Here is a 15,662-nt window from a genome sequence, read left to right on the forward strand (position 1 = left end):
CTATAATGCAAACCTAAAATACTATGCAACTTATCCGTCCAAAATTAGCAAAATCGGCGACTGCGACAATATTCATGCCATCCTCTCCCTCACCATCTCAAAAAAGCATCTGTTTATTTTATGGCGTTATCGGGTATTAATTCTGATAGCGGTCAAGGATGCTGAAAAATTCACTTAGGAACTCGTAAAAAAGCATTTCCGTCGGCAGCAGCTCGCGTTCAGTAGGGATGATGACGCCGACCGTACGGGTGACGTTAGGCTCCACCAACGGGATTTTGACGGTTGCCCGCGGCAGGCTGTCAATCAGGGTGATTTCAGGTATGAGCGTCACGCCAAGGCCTGCAGAAACCAACCCTTTTATGGCATCAATATCTTTGCCCTCGAAAGCTACACTTGGCTCAAATCCAAGCTGAGCGCAGGCATTGACGATGATTTCCCGCAAAATATATCCATTGGGGAAAAGGATAAACGGATCCTCCCGCAAATCGCTTATTTTTATTAGTTTCCTTTCTGCCAAGGGATGATGTAGCGGCAGCAATGCGACGATGTTTTCGGTAAATAGCGTCTTTCCGGTAATCTTTTTAGTTTTTTTCGGGACCGGACCAATAATGGCCATATTAAAATCGCCCTTAATGACACCATCAATTAAATAGGTATAGGAACCTTGATTCAATTGAAACTTTACATCGGGATAGCGTTCCCGGAAGGCGGAGATCGCCGTTGGCAGCGTATAGCCAGCGAGGCTGGAGGGAAACCCGATATGAACCGTTCCTTTTTCGGGGTCAAGATATTCCTCGACCTTGCGCTTGGCATTGTCAATCAGCTTTACCGCGTGTTCCATTTGCTGCAAAAACATTTCACCGATTGGGGTCAGCTTGACACTGCGGCCTTCACGAATAAACAGGTTAACCCCAAGCTCTTCCTCGAGGTTAAAAATCTGCCGGCTCACCGCCGATTGCGCCACATGCATGGCATCGGCCGCCTCTGTCACATGCTCGCGTTTGGCCACTTCAATAAAATATTTAATTTGCCTTAACTCCATGAAACCCAACCTCCTTTGCCCTCATCTCATTTTGGCATTAATTATATCTATTATTCATATTGCTTAGATTATTTTTCAATTATAAAATAAGTAAATGACAATAAAAAGAATTTTCAGTTAACAAATGGATAATTTTATATTATTTTTCAATAAATAAGGGGTGATTTCATGCAAACCATTGAGCATGTTAAACAGTCAGGATCTAAGGCAGCAAGGGACTACGTCAACGAGGTATTTGCTACCGTGCAAAGCCGTAACCCACACGAATACGAATTTCATCAGGCCGTTAAGGAAATATTCGATTCCCTCGTGCCTGTATTTGCAAAACACCCGAAATATATGCAGCAGGGCATTCTTGAAAGAATCGTTGAACCTGAACGTGTCATCACCTTTCGCGTTCCTTGGGTAGATGATAACGGAAAGGTTCAGGTAAACCGTGGTTTCCGTGTCCAATATAACAGTGCAATTGGGCCTTACAAAGGCGGTCTTCGTTTCCATCCCTCAGTAAATGCCAGCATTATTAAATTTCTGGGCTTTGAGCAAATTTTAAAAAATTCATTAACAGGCCAGCCAATCGGCGGCGGCAAGGGCGGCTCCGACTTCGATCCGAAAGGAAAATCCGACGGCGAAATCATGCGTTTCTGCCAAAGCTTTATGGCAGAGCTTTACCGCCATATCGGGCCCGATGTCGACGTACCGGCAGGGGATATCGGCGTTGGCGCCAGAGAAATCGGCTATATGTTCGGTATGTATAAAAAGCTACGCGGCGGCTACGAGGCCGGCGTATTCACCGGTAAAGGAATCGGTTACGGAGGCAGCCTAACGCGGACTGAGGCAACAGGCTATGGCACCGTATATTTTGTTGAGGAAATGCTGAAAGACAAAGGCCTAAGCTTTGATGGGAGCACGGTTGTTGTTTCCGGTTCGGGCAACGTTTCAATTTATGCGATTGAAAAAGCGACCCAGCTCGGGGCTAAGGTTGTGGCCTGCAGTGACTCTTGTGGCTATATATACGATGAGAACGGAATTAACCTTGAAACGGTTAAGCAAATTAAAGAAGTCGATCGCCAGCGGATCAGCGAGTACGTCAACTACCATCCTGAAGCCCAATATTTTGAGGGCTGCACAGGCATTTGGTCGATTCCATGCGATATCGCCCTTCCTTGTGCGACGCAAAACGAAATTGACGAATGCTCTGCTAAAATTTTGGTTAACAATGGCGTAAAAGCTGTCGGCGAAGGCGCCAACATGCCATCGACACTTGAGGCTGTGGATGTGTTCTTAAATAGCGATGTATTGTTTGGCCCTGGCAAAGCGGCCAATGCCGGCGGTGTAGCCGTTTCCGCCCTGGAAATGGCCCAAAACAGCCAGCGCCTGTCCTGGACGTTTGAGGAAGTTGACGCAAAGCTGCATCAAATCATGATAAACATTTACCAAAATGCTGTGAAGGCATCTGAAGAGTACGGCTTCCCTGGCAACCTAGTTGTCGGCGCCAACATCGCTGGCTTTACTAAAGTCGCCGATGCGATGATCGTACAGGGTATCATATAAGAAATTAATCCCCCGGATCTTACATCGGGGGGTTTTTTCATGCCTGCATGATTTCCGGGTTGATTGGTTACATTAACCAATGTCCAATCAATAAGGAGGTTAATGGCATGGATAAAAATCTTCAAGGCGATACCCATGAATATGTCGAAAACCTGCATGAACGACAGGAAAAGGATCGCAAAAATCGACAAAGACAAGGGAAAAATACACCTAGTGAGCATATGCCTAATAAGGAGCATTAATAATAATGCTTCCTAACTATGTAACAATGAAATAGACTACTTGTCTTTGGGGACAAGTAGTCTATTTTAGTTACATAAGCAAATTAAGCTTATTTATTAACAGTAACAGTAACTTCGGAAGTATTATTAGCTTTATCAGTTGCAGTAACAATTAAATCAGTGTTAGTGCTTTGTACTTTGCCAAGTTGCAGACTGAATTCGCCGTTTTGACCCACAGTTGTACTTCCTAGTAATTCACCCTTAGTGCCATTGTTATTTTTTAAGTAAACTCTAATGGTGGCACCTGGCTCAGCGAATCCTCCTGAGACAGTTGTCAATTTATCACTTTGAATGGTTATGGCTTTTACATTGGTTAGAACCGCTTTCGTTTTATCAATCGTAAAGGTAACTCTTGTTTCGTTACCAGCTACGTCTCTTACAACAAGTGTGTATGTTCCTTCAGCAGAAACAGTCGTCCCTGAGATAAAAGTGTTGCCATTTAGAGTAGCTGTTCCTTCATTAAAGCTTGGGGTAACGTCCACATTGTAAAACTTATTGTTTTCCACACCGCTCACTACTGGCGCTGTTTTATCAATACTGAAAGTAACTGTTGTCTGGTTTCCTACTTCATCGGTAACTACTAAAGTATAGCTACCTTCAGCAGAAACGGTGGTACCTGAAGTATATGATACTCCATTTAATGTAGCAGTTCCTTCATTAAATGTAGGAGCAACATTGATATTATAAGCAAAGCCATTTATAACATTGCTTACTGTTGGCGGTGTTTTATCAATATTTGAAATGGTTACAGTTACTTTGGTGACATTTCCAGCTTCGTCTCTTGCGACAAATTCAAATTCTCCATTTTGTTCAAAAGTATGGGAAGTAGCGTTTAATGTACCTTCATTTGTCGAAACCGTTACGACAACATTCTGATTGGTTGGTTCTGTATTGTAAGGATTTACAGTAATAACTGGCGCTGTTTTATCAATATTAGTGATGGTAATCGTTTGAACAGTTCTGTTTCCAGCCGCATCGATTGCGATAAAGTCAAAAGAACCGTTTTCCGTAAATGTATGACTTGTTGTGTTCAGAGTTCCTTCATTAGTTTCTGCTGTTACAACCACATCCTGGTTTGTCGGCGAAGTGTTGTAACTAAACACAGTAATTATTGGTGCCACTTTATCGATGTTTGTAATCTTTATTAGCTTTGTAGTTACATTGCCTGCGCGGTCAGTAGCAACAAACTCGAATTCACCATTTTTTGTAAAAGTGTAGCTTTCTTGATTCAGGGTACCTGGTTCGTTCATGCTTACATTTACAGTAATGTCTTGATTTGTTGGGCTTTTTACATAATCCTCAACAATAATTTCCGGTGCAACTTTATCAATATTTGAAATAGTAACTGGAAGTTCTGTTACATTCCCAGCACGGTCTGTTGCAATAAAGATAAATGTGCCATTTTCGGTGAAGGTATGGCTAGTTTTATTCAGTGTTCCTTCTTCATTCATGCTTACTTCAACTGTAATGTCCTGATTAGTCCAATCGGTGTTATATGGCTTAACTGTAATCTCAGGCTTAACCTTATCGATGTTTGTAATTTGGACAGTATGTCTAGTGACATTCCCTGCGAGATCAGTCGCTACAAATTCGAAGCTGCCATTTTCAGTGAAAGTATGGCTTGTTGCATTCAGTGTGCCTTCTTCATTCATGGTGGCAGTTACGGTGATATCCTGGTTCGTCCATTCGGTTGAATACTCACTTATCATGATGATAGGGGCAACCTTATCGATATTTTCCACCTTAACTTTTGCAGTGCCTGTATTTCCGGCTCTATCCACGAAGAGAAACTCAAACTCGCCGTTTTTAGTGAAAGTGATACTTGGAGAACCTCCGTTATTAAGGATTGTGACCTCTTCACTTGGCTCGATTGTAACAACCACATCTTGATTTGTTGGTTTAGTACTTGAATAATTCACTTCAGCGGTAGGAGCAACTTTATCAATGTTCGCTACATTTATTTCTACTTCTCCTGTGTTACCAGCTTTATCTCTAAACTTTAATGTAAATTTCTCATTTTCTGAGAAAGTAAGTTTAAAAGTTTTATCATCATCTTTTTCAAAGGAAATTGTTTTAGGTACAGCGTTAAGATTTGTAAAATCAACCAGTTCAGACATTTCTAATGTTACGGTCACATCTTCATTCGTCCAATCAGTAGTAGAATAAGTAAGTGAACCGACTGGAGCATCTTTATCAATATTTTCAACTGATACAAGTACAGACCCAGGGTTTCCAGCTCTATCAACAAATTTTAATTCAAAGCTGCCGTTTTCCGTAAAAGTAAGAGTTTTAGCTTTCTCATCAAAGGAAATCGTTGATGGTAATTCATCTAGATTCGTATATGTGACCTCTTCACTTGCTACAATGGTTGCAACAACATCTGTATTAATAGGAGAAGTACTAGAATACTCGACTTCTGCTTCAGGAGCAATTTTATCAATATTGGTGATTGTCACTGTCTCCTCTGATGTATTCCCAGCTAAATCCGTAGCGATAAAAGTGAAGCTGCCATTTTCATCGAAAGTATGACTTTTTGCATTAAGAGTACCTTCTTCATTGATACTGGCAAAGACAGTTATGCTCTGATTGGTCCAATCTTTATTGTAGTCATTAAAAGTAATAGCGGGTGGGGTTAAATCAACTGTCTTGCTCACCGGAACTGCACCAGTGTGGAATTCACCTGCATTTTTTCCATTTGAGTAAACTGTATAAGCTTCAACAGTGACTGTCTCATCCTTCTTTTCAGAAAGGTTTTTCGGGTTTAATTTGTGAACATATTCAAATGTCCAAAGCTTATCTGTTATTTTTGTCGTTTTTGCATTTACAACTTGACCATTTACTTTTAGCTCTAATTTAGGTCCATCAATTATAACGGAACCACTTAATAGGACAGTACTAGCATTATCAACCCGGGGTGGTATGGGGTTTAAAGTCGTAACACCTGTAATTTTGTTTAATTCTGTCCTGCCAGTGCCATTAGAGGCCTCTGGTTTTGCTGGGTTAGGTGCTGCTTGGATAGACGGGGCAATGGGGCTAAAGACTATAGAACTGGCTAGAACAGCAATCCCCCATTTATTGATTTGCTTTTTGTTCATTTCCTCTACTCCTCCTAAGTAATTTACTATTAAATAAGAGGGCCGGTTACACTACTAACTCCATATAACCTAAGTGTCCAGATTGCCGGTTATACTTCATCGTTTCCCATAAAAAATAAATGGTCCAAACTTCCTAAACCTGCTGCAATTTTAAAAACTCCCCATCCTTTCTGTATGTATTTATACGTTCATTATATCGAACTATATATCTACCAAATATTATAAATTAAACTATTGTTTATAGGTATTTTTTCCCTTCGACATTTCATAGCTACTTTCCGTCAAGATTCGTCAAATTTTTCCAATAAATTATCTTTAAACAAAAGTGTAAAAAGTAGTTAAACTACTACCTACCATGTCACCTCACAGTATTAAAAAAGAAGGCACCCCAATGAGAGAGCACCTTCTTTCGACTCAATAAGGTTTATTATTGAATCGCGACCCCATTTACATATAACCCACCGGTTGTTGAGATCAGCTGAACTTCTTCGACAACATGCCCTGAATTGCCTGGGAACACATCTCCAACCTTAGGGATAGCACCGCCAGTTTCGGATGTGTTTTCAAGTCCGGTAAGTATAAATCCAGTATATTGATTTGCTTTCCTTGGATCATAAGAAACACCGCTATTAACAGTTGAGGACCTTTCATGTGTAACGTAGTGTGTTTGCTCTCCCTTGGTTCCTTCACCGGTGGTCCAAGTCACTGTAATGGCATAAGTGTCTTGAGATTTATAAGTGAAAACAAGGTTTTTGGCTTCTGCCTGCATTTTGGCGTTATTATAGCCCAATGCTGTCTGGACGTCGCCTTTGCCGACAAATCCCGTGCCTGTCGTTGGATCGAATGTTACCGCCGCAAAAGCTGAACTAGCCAGGATTCCAAGCGTTAATGCACCTGCTGCTAAACCCGAGAAAATCTTCTTCATTGTTCTCTCTCCTCCTAGAAAAAATTTTTTCACTGCCTAAGAGGGCCGGTTACACTATTGGCTCCATATAGCCCAAGTGTCCAATTACAGGCTATACTTCACAGCTTCCCAACAAGGAAGGATCCCAGTTTAACCATCCTTCACATAACGACATTCGCTAATATTTTCGTGGCCACTTCAATATTAAAATATCGTTTCTACGACTCCAGTATAAATTAAACTATAGTTTAATAAAATTTATTTCATCCGACAAAGTTCACACCAAAGGCACGAACTTTGTAAAAATAAGGCACCAACTAAAGTCAGTGCCCTTAAAAGTAGGAGGAAAATATTCAGTTAGAATTATTCTTCCGTTAAATTAAGAATAAATTAAACAATAGTGGAACTAAAGAGTTATTAGTAGACAAACTCCGTCAAAATCCATAGGATTTTGTAGAAAAATATTTATTTATAACTGAAAGAATCTCAATTAACATAAAAATATATGGGATAAATTTACTACTTTAACAGGAGAACATACATGAACGCTCTTGGACGTAAACACCTCTATCTCTTCTTCTTGATCCCGGCCATCGTTTTAACGGATTTTTTTATTGTGCTCCCAGACGAATTGGAATGGGACATTGTTTTCTTTCTTTGTATCATGGTTGTTTTTGACCAAATCAAACTCAAGGTTTTCTCGGGTTTTGGATACTCTTTTTTCCATGTGATATTATCTTTAATCATCTTCGACCGTTTCTCTATTGTTTACGGCGTTATTTATCTGCTAGTTGATTGTTTATTTGCCAGCCTTCACCAAAAGAGGGGAGGCATAACTTCAAGAATATCCTTGCTTTCCATATATACTATTATTATCATTATCTGCAATGAAATATATAATGGATATAGTGATAAGACGTACCTAGCACGTTATGCAACTTTACTTGTTATGTTAACCTTAAGCATTATCCTGAAGTATGTTTATGTTTATCTTGAGACCGGAACTGTTAGCAGTAAGCTATTTTTGGACCAGTTTGGGCCGATGGTGTTTGAAGTGGCCGTTATCTTCCCGATTCTCTCTTTTTTCAATGAATTAGAGGTAAATCTTGTACTCATTCTGTTCCTTTCCTACTATACTATTATTGGATACCTGCATAAGCAGTTTATGTCGATTAATGAAAAGCAGATTCATGTATTGACTGAAAAAATTACAAGGAAGTATGGCATTCCCATTTTCTTTATGGATTTGCAAGACGTCAAAGGGATATTTTCTCCTGATCAAAAGTTGATCATTGTCGATGAAAAGATGGATTACCCTGAGCAATTGCAGACGATTATTCATGAACTAATTCACTATCAAACACATAAAATTTTAAAATTACCGAAAAAAATTGAAGAGGTTATCATCACGTTCTTTGAAGCAATCTTTAGTTGGTATTACATCATTACGATTAACTATCATTCCAAAATGGAATAGGGGAGGAGGGGGATTATGGCGACACCGTTGGGGCAGGAGCTCAGGAGATTAAGAATGGAACGAAAATTGCGCCTTGAAGAAGTCGCAAAAGGGACCGGAATCACCCTTCAATATTTAAGCATGCTTGAAAAAGGGGACCGAAAATCCGTTTCCTTCGAAATAATGGCGGATATATCAAGATTTTATGGAGTACCTTTGGACTACTTTGCCGCCTTTCTTAAAGAGGAAGAATCCAAACCACTTTCTGATGTAGAGATCATGCTTTGGCAGGCGATTAATGAAAAGGTCCGCGAAGAGATTTATTTTAAAAAAGGCAATTCATTAAAAAACATTTTGCCAAAATTGTTCAAGTGAGAATTTAGGGTGGCGCTGGCTGCCCTGGTTTGCACCGGGAATCGGAAGGCTTTTAAAACCCAATCCCCCCACTATTCAAAGCAATATAGACCACCAAAAACAGCCCAACCATCGTTAAAGAAACCGCAATCCCAAACACTTTAAATCTATGAAAAAAAGCAAAACAACTCGCAGGTACAGCCACCACGACAATAAAGAAAACCAGCAGCGAATTTAAGTATTTATATAGGTATTTAATCACTTCCGGCTGTTCAATCCCAAACAAATAAAACAACAGCCATCCAACAAGGACCCCAATCACGACCTGCAAAACTACTCTCATTAAACCTTCTCCCTCCTAATCCATTAAAATTCGATAATAGTAATCTAAAATCCTACTAAACTAGCAACATTTGGGTAATAATGGTATTAACTACACTGGAAAGGATTAATGAGATGGCAAACAATCTTGTTAAATTAAATTACGGGAAATACCCCGTTCCGCCCAAGCTTGAAAAAATCAGCTTTATGCAAAATGAACTCAAAAGTAGGGGACTGCTTAAGTACGGAGATTTATTGGGCTTATATTTTTCCATTGATGGCGTCGATAAACGGTATTTGAACACGCCGCTCGATGTCATTTCCTTCGCATGGCCAGCGGTGGATGGGATGCATTATGGATTTTTGACTGATTTTGGACAGGTTGAAGACTTAGAAAAGGCTTTAATTGTCCGGGTTTCGCCAATGGACTTCGGTGACCCGGTTAAAATTGTCGCCAGAAACCTTGAGGACTTTTACCGACTATTATGTTTTGCACCCGATGCACTATTTCTTGTAGATATAACAACAACTGAGGACCGGTTTAACCGCTTAGCCCAACAATATCCAGGCTTGATTACGGCACAACCGGAAGAAGATGAGCATACTAAAATCAGGGAAATTTTTCAAAAAGAGTTTGAGTTAAAACCGATTAGAAATCTATATGATTATTTACAGCAGACTAAAAACGAGAGAGACAAAGAGATTATCATCCAAACCGAGGACGGCATCGGGGTGATTCAGCAAAATCGCGATTCTACACATCAAACCTTTAAAATGGCTCTGCAGGAAATCCTCGACTTGAATAAGGTGAAACACTTTTTCGAAACCTCCTCCTATGAATCAAAGCTTGCCTTCTTCCGCGATGCCCAATCAAAAGGACTGATTTTCGATCAATACGATATCAAAGATTACCTTAAGCAGCAGCTCCAATCGCTCAAACTACATGATGAAGCAGAACGAATTTCCTACCCGAACTAACACAAAAGGCACCCTAAAAAGGTGCCTCCTCGCTGCTCTACTTATTCATACTCGCCAAAAATCCGCCCAGCAGGTCGTCAAGATCCGGTTCTTCTTCCAATTCAGCCTCTTCAAGAGGGGACTCCTGTTGAGCCGTAGCTCGATCCCAATCAAACGTTTCAAGGTCATCTTCACTTTCGACCCCAGCAGCAATTTCATCTTCAAAGTCATGGGCTTGCTCGACCGGGATTTCCTCAAACGCCACTTGCTCCTGCAAATACAGCGCCTCATCGATATCCACCGAATTGCTGTTCAACGAGGCCAGCAATGCGGTCGACCGCACGGGGTCGGAAATCAGCTGATAAAGGATGCTTCCGAGCAATGCCTCCGAATGCTCGTGCTTCAACCAGTCGCGCTGTGCCTTGGATAAGCCCTTTGGAAGGGGGACCGTAATTGTTTCCTTTTCGCGGGCTACAGAACGCCCGACCCCTTCCAAAACGAACTGTGCGATTTGGCTCGAAAAATTCCGCCGCTCCGTTTCCTTCAATTTTTGGAGGTGCTTCAGGATATGGTCCGGTGTATCCGAGGGGACCCGGAACGAAATGGCCTGCCCCCTCTTAATCTCGTTACCCGACGCTTTTTTCATAGAATCACCCTACATCAACTTTTTACAGGGGCTTTATCAGCCTTTTGCTTCTCGGCCTTGCGGATAAAATCGGTAATCAGCTTATAATAGGCATTGGCCATCATCCAAATGCTTTCCTTTTCATCCTCAAAGAAATCGATATTGAAACCATCCAAACCATTATTTAATGCTTTCAGATAGTCTTTTAAAATAATGGAGCCGCCGCCGACAAAATAGCAGATTTCCGTCTGCGAGTTCTTTGCCCACACATTACGCAGCAGGCGGTATTGCTTTTTCGCTAGGTCCAGCAGGATTCGGTCGGTGATATCGTGGACGCTCGTCCTGCTGCCTTTCACCATGATATGGTTACGGTCATTTTTCTTCGTGATGATTTCAACGACATCGCGTCGGCTGTCCAGTTCCACGCCGTGCTTTTTGCGGATTTCCTCACGGATGGCCTCTAAAGATTCCGAAACCCCGAGGTTAAAGCCTTGCGCTTTATCATCATCGACATTCCTGTTCTTAATGACGGCAATATCGGTTGAGAGTCCGCCGATATCCTGGATCAAAATTCGCTTATCGATTAAATCTTTATTGATAATTTTTAAATTATTGTCCATCACAAGGTTTATGTAGGCCGCAAAGCCTTCCGGATACACTTTCACCTCATTGAATTTAATATTGACCTTGATGCCCTGGTATCGCGGTGTCACCAGAAATTCCACCTGATGGACGGAGCCAAGCAGCTTTGAGCGGTAACCCGCATCCTTGCCTTCCTTTACCTCGCGCAGGGGCAGACCTGTTCCCAATGTATAGTTGGCATCAATAATGTTTTTCGAACGTGGAAACTCTGCCTTTACTGCATCAAGCGCCAATGTCGTAAACAGCATGATTAATGTTTGGTCTTCCTCCGACTTGCTGCTGCCTGGATCGAGTTCTGTGGCATTATTGCTCTTGGTCGCCAAATTCCCGACTCGATAAATGATATTGTTTTCCTTCAGGGCAGGGGAGTGGACTTTAATATGTATCCCGTCCAACGGGTCCTTGGAGTCCAACTCTTCAATGCCGATTACCGGCCGGTCTTCAGTATCTCTTGCAATAATGTTAGGTATATTCAATTCATGCTCTATTTCTCCGAAAATAGCCTTAATGGAGTCATTGCCTACATCCACCGCTGCAATTCTGGACTTGGTCATACTAATCATTCCTCTCCATTTAATAAGTTTGTTTCTATTAAAAGGTTATAGAAGATTACTAGATTCTTCAATGACACCGGGGCAAAAGAAACATAAACGTAAAAATGTAAACATGACGTAAACACGGAGAAAAGTGTAAACAGATTTGTATACAAAACAAACAAAATTGTAAACATCGCGCCATTAAGGGATGTAAACAGATTTGTAAACATGTAAACGAATATGTAAACACTAAGTAGACAAAAAGTAAACAAGTATACATAAACGTAAACACGCAACCATTGTTACAAATATTTCATTACGGCAAAAAAGAAGGCCCCAAAAGGAAACCTTCTATTGTATCAATAAATTGCGGCAGTGCCAGTCACCGACGCAAATTAGACTCGATTGTCTCAGGTCCATACTTGGGAAGCCAGTTTCCTATATAAATCAACCATTCAACAAAGTTTCGGCCAGATCGGCGCCAACATACATGTAATACCAGTTATTATTGTATTTCAACAGGGAGGTTTCCACTGGTTTGGTTAAATGAAAGTTATATTTAATTCCGGACATATCCAATAAACCGGTCTTCGGTTGATCCGGGTTTTCAAAGTAATCCTGATTGCTGATCAATGAGGCGGTTTGTAATCCACCAGTTGAATCGGTAAAATACCATTTTCCTTTATAGTTAATCCAGCCCGTTACCATTGAGCCAGTTTCATCGAGATAGCGCCAAGTCGAATTGTCCTCGACCCAGCCAGTTTTCATCGCTCCTGCGGCATCGAAATAGTACTTTTTGCCGCCTTCGTCCAACCAGCCGGTTTGCATTACCCCTTTAGTATTAAGATAATATCTCGTTCCATTATCCCATAACCAGCCTGTCTTCATGACTCCATTCTGTTCAAGATAATACTTCTGCCCGGCATCCTCCAGCCAGCCCGTCTTCATCGCACCGGCAGCGTCAAAATAGAATTTTTGCCCGTTTTCCTCATGCCAGCCAATTTTAGCTTTCCCTTCGTTATCGAGAAAATATCGTTGTCCACCTTCGTCCAGCCAACCGGTTTGCATCGCACCATTGCTGTCAAAATAATATTTTCCGGCTTGAAGCTCTAGCCATCCCGCACACATGACACCGTTTTTGTCAAAGAAGTATTTTTTTCCTCCTTCATTCAGCCATCCGGTCTTCATGACACCGGAGCGTTCAAAGAAATATTTTTTGCCATTGATGGTTTGCCAACCGGTTCTCATCACGCCATTGTCGTAATAAAATTTTTTGCCGCTGACATTTACCCATCCGTTTTGGATTGGGACAACCACGCTTCCTGCTTCAGCACTTGCCGGAGCCGTAACCACATACCCATTTGCAGCAGCAATCGCGTCAAATCCGGCATCTGAGTGGGTAATTACGACCTCTGTGTACAGCTGAATTTGATCAAATAACCAGCGCACCTCGGCATTATGCATCCTTACACAGCCCGAACTGACATATCTGCCGATTGAACCTTCATTGGCATTACCGTGAATCGCATAAGTTGTTCCATACGTGCCTCTAGCCTCAAGACCCATCCAGCGGTTGCCTAAAGGGTTGCGCGGGTCGCCACCGGGGATGTTATCTTTATAATAAGGGCGATTAACGATCTTATTCACAATCTTGAACTTCCCTTCCGGAGTTAACGACCGTGACCTGCCCGTTCCTACCTTAAATGTTTTGACCAATGTCCCGCCATTATAATAGGCTAGCGTATTGGTCTTCTTATTAATTATGATCAACTGGGAACCATCACTGGCTTCTGTTGCTCCAGCAAAGGCGAAAAATGTGAAAAACAGCAAAAATGGTATTAGTAATTTCCTCATTTCAGCTAAGCACCCCAATTATGTTTCTTTTCTATAAAAATAACATGTCGATTAGGAAATATTTGTCATATTGTAGTAAAAATTTTGTAAAATCTTAATATTTAAGTAGAAATACTTAGGTAATTCTTAATATTAGGGGTCTAAAGAAGTCATACCATAGTCCTGTGATTCATCCTACATTACACTGGCACACAGGAAATATTTTCTATACAATTTAACTTAGGATTATAAAGAAATGTGGTGAATTCTGATGTTTAAGCTGTTGCTGATTGAGGATGACGCAACTTTATTTAATGAGATACGGGACAGGCTTGCCGGCTGGTCGTATGATGTATACGGGATTACCGACTTTGCCAAAGTCCTGCAGGAATTTACTGCTGTCAAACCAGATCTGGTGATTATTGATATCCAGCTGCCGAAATTTGACGGGTTCCATTGGTGCCGGATGATTCGCTCCCATTCCAATGTACCGATTTTATTTCTATCCTCCCGTGACCATCCAACCGATATGGTGATGGCGATGCAGCTTGGTGCCGATGATTTTATACAAAAGCCATTCCACTTCGACGTGCTGATTGCCAAGGTCCAGGCCATTCTCCGCCGCGTCCACAATTATAGTACCGAGCAAATCGAGCTGAAAACATGGTGCGGGGCAACGATTGATTACCCAAAAAACACTGTTTCCAACGACAACGGAACCATTGAGCTAACGAAAAATGAAATGTTTATCCTTAGGGAATTAACCCAGCGAAAAAATAGAATCGTCAGCCGCGAAGAACTGATTAAAAGCCTTTGGGAGGATGAGCGGTTTGTCAGTGACAATACACTGACCGTCAACGTTAATCGCCTACGGAAAAAGCTTGATGAGATCGGACTCGGCCAATATATTGAAACAAAGGTCGGCCAAGGCTATATCGCCGTGGAAGAAGCGGGGACAATATGATCAAAAAATATCTCATCGAAAGGCGAAGCTGGATCCTGCTTATTTTAGTCTTGGAAGCCTTGGTTTTGTTTGTCTCGTTTCTTGATGCGGCGGTTCCCTTCACGTCCCTTCTCTATATTGTTTTCTTATCTCTGCTGATTTTTGCCGTTTTTTTCATCATTCGCTATCAAAAGGAAACCAAATTCTATAAAAGTTTGGTAGATTGGGAAAACGATTTTGATTTGTCGGGGCTTGCCGAGGCAGAAACCCCTTTTGAAAAAATCATTGCCGACAGTGTCTCGGGTCAAACAGAGCGCTTGAAGCTAGAAGCCTCACAAAACCTGTTGACCTTGGAACAGGAAAAGGATGAACTGCTGGCCTGGATCCATGAGGTAAAAACACCATTAACCGCCATGTCCTTAATGATTGATCGCCTTGATGACGAAAAAGCTAAGGCCAGCCTGACATATGAATGGCTGCGAGTCCACCACCTGCTTGACCAACAGCTCCACCAGCGGCGCATACCATTTATGGAGAATGATTTATATATCGAAAAAACCGACTTAAAGCCGTTAATTTTTAAAGAAATAAAAACGCTGCAATCGTGGTGCATGCAAAAGGGGATTGGCTTTGAGGTCGACCTTGAGGTGACACAGGTGCTGACGGATGCCAAATGGCTGGGGTTTATCATCAGGCAACTGCTGACAAATGCCGTCAAATATAGCCATGAGGCCGACATCAACATCAAATCATACCTTAAGGAGGGGCAAGCTATTCTCGAGATTCAGGACTTTGGCCGTGGAATTTCCCCGCAGGACCTGCTGCGAATCTTTGACAAGGGCTTTACCTCTACGACAGTTCACCAAGAAAGCGCCGCCACCGGCATGGGATTATTTTTGGCAAAAAAAGCAGCCCAACCGTTATTGATTAACATCGATGTCCAGTCAAAGCTTGGAGAGGGGACAACGTTCACCTTAACCTTCCCGAGACGGAATGATTTTCTACATATAACAGGCATGTGACAAAAACGTCACATGCTTTTATGATTTGTTCGCTCAATCGAAGGATTTGAACGGCCGGCTTTTTTATAATAAAGCTATCGAATCAAGGAGTGTGTGAAAG

General features: G+C 41.6%; 14 protein-coding genes and 2 riboswitches. Of the genes, 7 read left to right on the forward strand and 7 right to left on the reverse strand.

The features are described 5' to 3' along the window. Positions 1-136: 136 nt before the first annotated feature. Positions 137-1,042, reverse strand: coding sequence for a LysR family transcriptional regulator (locus AR334_RS11785; RefSeq protein WP_066310393.1), 906 nt, complete (start codon positions 1,040-1,042; stop codon positions 137-139). Positions 1,043-1,210: 168 nt separating this feature from the next. Here AR334_RS11785 and gdhA point away from each other — a divergent pair, with 168 nt between their 5' ends. Then, entirely contained in the window at positions 1,211-2,593 is a 1,383-nt protein-coding gene (gene gdhA, locus AR334_RS11790; protein ID WP_066310396.1) for an NADP-specific glutamate dehydrogenase, read from the forward strand. A 107-nt stretch (positions 2,594-2,700) separates the two neighbouring features. Next, positions 2,701-2,835 carry a DUF4023 domain-containing protein gene (locus AR334_RS11795; protein WP_082692925.1) on the forward strand — a complete coding sequence of 45 codons (135 nt, stop codon included), beginning with the start codon at positions 2,701-2,703 and terminating at the stop codon, positions 2,833-2,835. Between the two features lie 89 nt (positions 2,836-2,924). On the opposite strand, the gene AR334_RS11800 is transcribed toward AR334_RS11795, so the two are convergent. Both AR334_RS11800 and AR334_RS11805 read right to left on the reverse strand, forming a co-directional pair. Then, complete coding sequence (locus tag AR334_RS11800) at positions 2,925-5,969, reverse strand: Ig-like domain-containing protein (protein ID WP_066310402.1); 3,045 nt, start codon at positions 5,967-5,969, stop codon at positions 2,925-2,927. A 31-nt stretch (positions 5,970-6,000) separates the two neighbouring features. After that, a riboswitch (cyclic di-GMP riboswitch) is annotated at positions 6,001-6,085 on the reverse strand. 311 nt (positions 6,086-6,396) lie between these two features. Next, positions 6,397-6,894, reverse strand: a complete 498-nt coding sequence (locus AR334_RS11805; RefSeq protein ID WP_066310410.1) for a hypothetical protein — start codon at positions 6,892-6,894, stop codon at positions 6,397-6,399. Between the two features lie 34 nt (positions 6,895-6,928). Next, a riboswitch (cyclic di-GMP riboswitch) is annotated at positions 6,929-7,012 on the reverse strand. A gap of 402 nt (positions 7,013-7,414) precedes the next feature. Between AR334_RS11805 and AR334_RS11810 the strand changes: the two genes are divergently transcribed. Together AR334_RS11810 and AR334_RS11815 are read left to right on the forward strand one after the other, a co-directional pair. Continuing rightward, the gene (locus tag AR334_RS11810; protein WP_066310412.1) at positions 7,415-8,350 is read left to right on the forward strand and encodes a hypothetical protein; all 936 of its coding nucleotides are present in this window, start codon (positions 7,415-7,417) and stop codon (positions 8,348-8,350) included. 15 nt (positions 8,351-8,365) lie between these two features. After that, positions 8,366-8,704 (forward strand): helix-turn-helix domain-containing protein, encoded by a 339-nt coding sequence (locus AR334_RS11815; protein ID WP_066310415.1) that lies wholly within the window; start codon positions 8,366-8,368, stop codon positions 8,702-8,704. A 52-nt stretch (positions 8,705-8,756) separates the two neighbouring features. Here the strand turns inward: AR334_RS11815 and AR334_RS11820 are convergent, their stop codons facing one another. Beyond that, a complete protein-coding gene (locus AR334_RS11820; protein WP_066310417.1) occupies positions 8,757-9,026 on the reverse strand; it encodes a hypothetical protein in 270 nt (89 codons plus the stop codon). Between the two features lie 113 nt (positions 9,027-9,139). Here AR334_RS11820 and AR334_RS11825 point away from each other — a divergent pair, with 113 nt between their 5' ends. Then, positions 9,140-9,982, forward strand: a complete 843-nt coding sequence (locus AR334_RS11825) for a hypothetical protein (protein ID WP_066310419.1) — start codon at positions 9,140-9,142, stop codon at positions 9,980-9,982. 37 nt (positions 9,983-10,019) lie between these two features. Here the strand turns inward: AR334_RS11825 and AR334_RS11830 are convergent, their stop codons facing one another. The 3 genes from AR334_RS11830 to AR334_RS11840 all read right to left on the reverse strand — a co-directional run bounded on the left by AR334_RS11830 (position 10,020) and on the right by AR334_RS11840 (position 13,618). Further along, the gene (locus tag AR334_RS11830; protein ID WP_066310426.1) at positions 10,020-10,607 is read right to left on the reverse strand and encodes a hypothetical protein; all 588 of its coding nucleotides are present in this window, start codon (positions 10,605-10,607) and stop codon (positions 10,020-10,022) included. Between the two features lie 14 nt (positions 10,608-10,621). Continuing rightward, the gene (locus AR334_RS11835; protein WP_066310429.1) at positions 10,622-11,782 is read right to left on the reverse strand and encodes a ParM/StbA family protein; all 1,161 of its coding nucleotides are present in this window, start codon (positions 11,780-11,782) and stop codon (positions 10,622-10,624) included. Positions 11,783-12,211: 429 nt separating this feature from the next. Next, positions 12,212-13,618: a L,D-transpeptidase family protein gene (locus AR334_RS11840; RefSeq protein WP_066310432.1), complete on the reverse strand. Its 1,407-nt coding sequence runs from the start codon at positions 13,616-13,618 to the stop codon at positions 12,212-12,214. Positions 13,619-13,868: 250 nt separating this feature from the next. Here AR334_RS11840 and AR334_RS11845 point away from each other — a divergent pair, with 250 nt between their 5' ends. Together AR334_RS11845 and AR334_RS11850 are read left to right on the forward strand one after the other, a co-directional pair. Further along, a complete protein-coding gene (locus tag AR334_RS11845; RefSeq protein ID WP_066310433.1) occupies positions 13,869-14,561 on the forward strand; it encodes a response regulator transcription factor in 693 nt (230 codons plus the stop codon). Next, positions 14,558-15,562, forward strand: coding sequence for a sensor histidine kinase (locus AR334_RS11850; RefSeq protein ID WP_066310435.1), 1,005 nt, complete (start codon positions 14,558-14,560; stop codon positions 15,560-15,562). The genes AR334_RS11845 and AR334_RS11850 overlap by 4 nt, the downstream gene beginning before the upstream one ends. Positions 15,563-15,662: the final 100 nt, after the last annotated feature.

Origin of the sequence: Bacillus sp. FJAT-29814, assembly GCF_001510715.1 — a bacterium.
Taxonomy (GTDB): Bacteria; Bacillota; Bacilli; order Bacillales; family Cytobacillaceae; genus Neobacillus.

Bases quoted from the DNA above. Each gene is read 5' to 3' on its own strand.
- AR334_RS11810 (WP_066310412.1), top strand. From the start codon at position 7,415: ATGAACGCTCTTGGACGTAAACACCTCTATCTCTTCTTCTTGATCCCG.
- AR334_RS11840 (WP_066310432.1), bottom strand. From the start codon at position 13,618: ATGAGGAAATTACTAATACCATTTTTGCTGTTTTTCACATTTTTCGCC.
- AR334_RS11825 (WP_066310419.1), top strand. From the start codon at position 9,140: ATGGCAAACAATCTTGTTAAATTAAATTACGGGAAATACCCCGTTCCG.
- AR334_RS11795 (WP_082692925.1), top strand. From the start codon at position 2,701: ATGGATAAAAATCTTCAAGGCGATACCCATGAATATGTCGAAAACCTG.
- AR334_RS11845 (WP_066310433.1), top strand. From the start codon at position 13,869: ATGTTTAAGCTGTTGCTGATTGAGGATGACGCAACTTTATTTAATGAG.
- AR334_RS11805 (WP_066310410.1), bottom strand. From the start codon at position 6,894: ATGAAGAAGATTTTCTCGGGTTTAGCAGCAGGTGCATTAACGCTTGGA.
- AR334_RS11830 (WP_066310426.1), bottom strand. From the start codon at position 10,607: ATGAAAAAAGCGTCGGGTAACGAGATTAAGAGGGGGCAGGCCATTTCG.
- AR334_RS11800 (WP_066310402.1), bottom strand. From the start codon at position 5,969: ATGAACAAAAAGCAAATCAATAAATGGGGGATTGCTGTTCTAGCCAGT.
- AR334_RS11815 (WP_066310415.1), top strand. From the start codon at position 8,366: ATGGCGACACCGTTGGGGCAGGAGCTCAGGAGATTAAGAATGGAACGA.
- AR334_RS11835 (WP_066310429.1), bottom strand. From the start codon at position 11,782: ATGACCAAGTCCAGAATTGCAGCGGTGGATGTAGGCAATGACTCCATT.
- AR334_RS11850 (WP_066310435.1), top strand. From the start codon at position 14,558: ATGATCAAAAAATATCTCATCGAAAGGCGAAGCTGGATCCTGCTTATT.
- gdhA (WP_066310396.1), top strand. From the start codon at position 1,211: ATGCAAACCATTGAGCATGTTAAACAGTCAGGATCTAAGGCAGCAAGG.
- AR334_RS11785 (WP_066310393.1), bottom strand. From the start codon at position 1,042: ATGGAGTTAAGGCAAATTAAATATTTTATTGAAGTGGCCAAACGCGAG.
- AR334_RS11820 (WP_066310417.1), bottom strand. From the start codon at position 9,026: ATGAGAGTAGTTTTGCAGGTCGTGATTGGGGTCCTTGTTGGATGGCTG.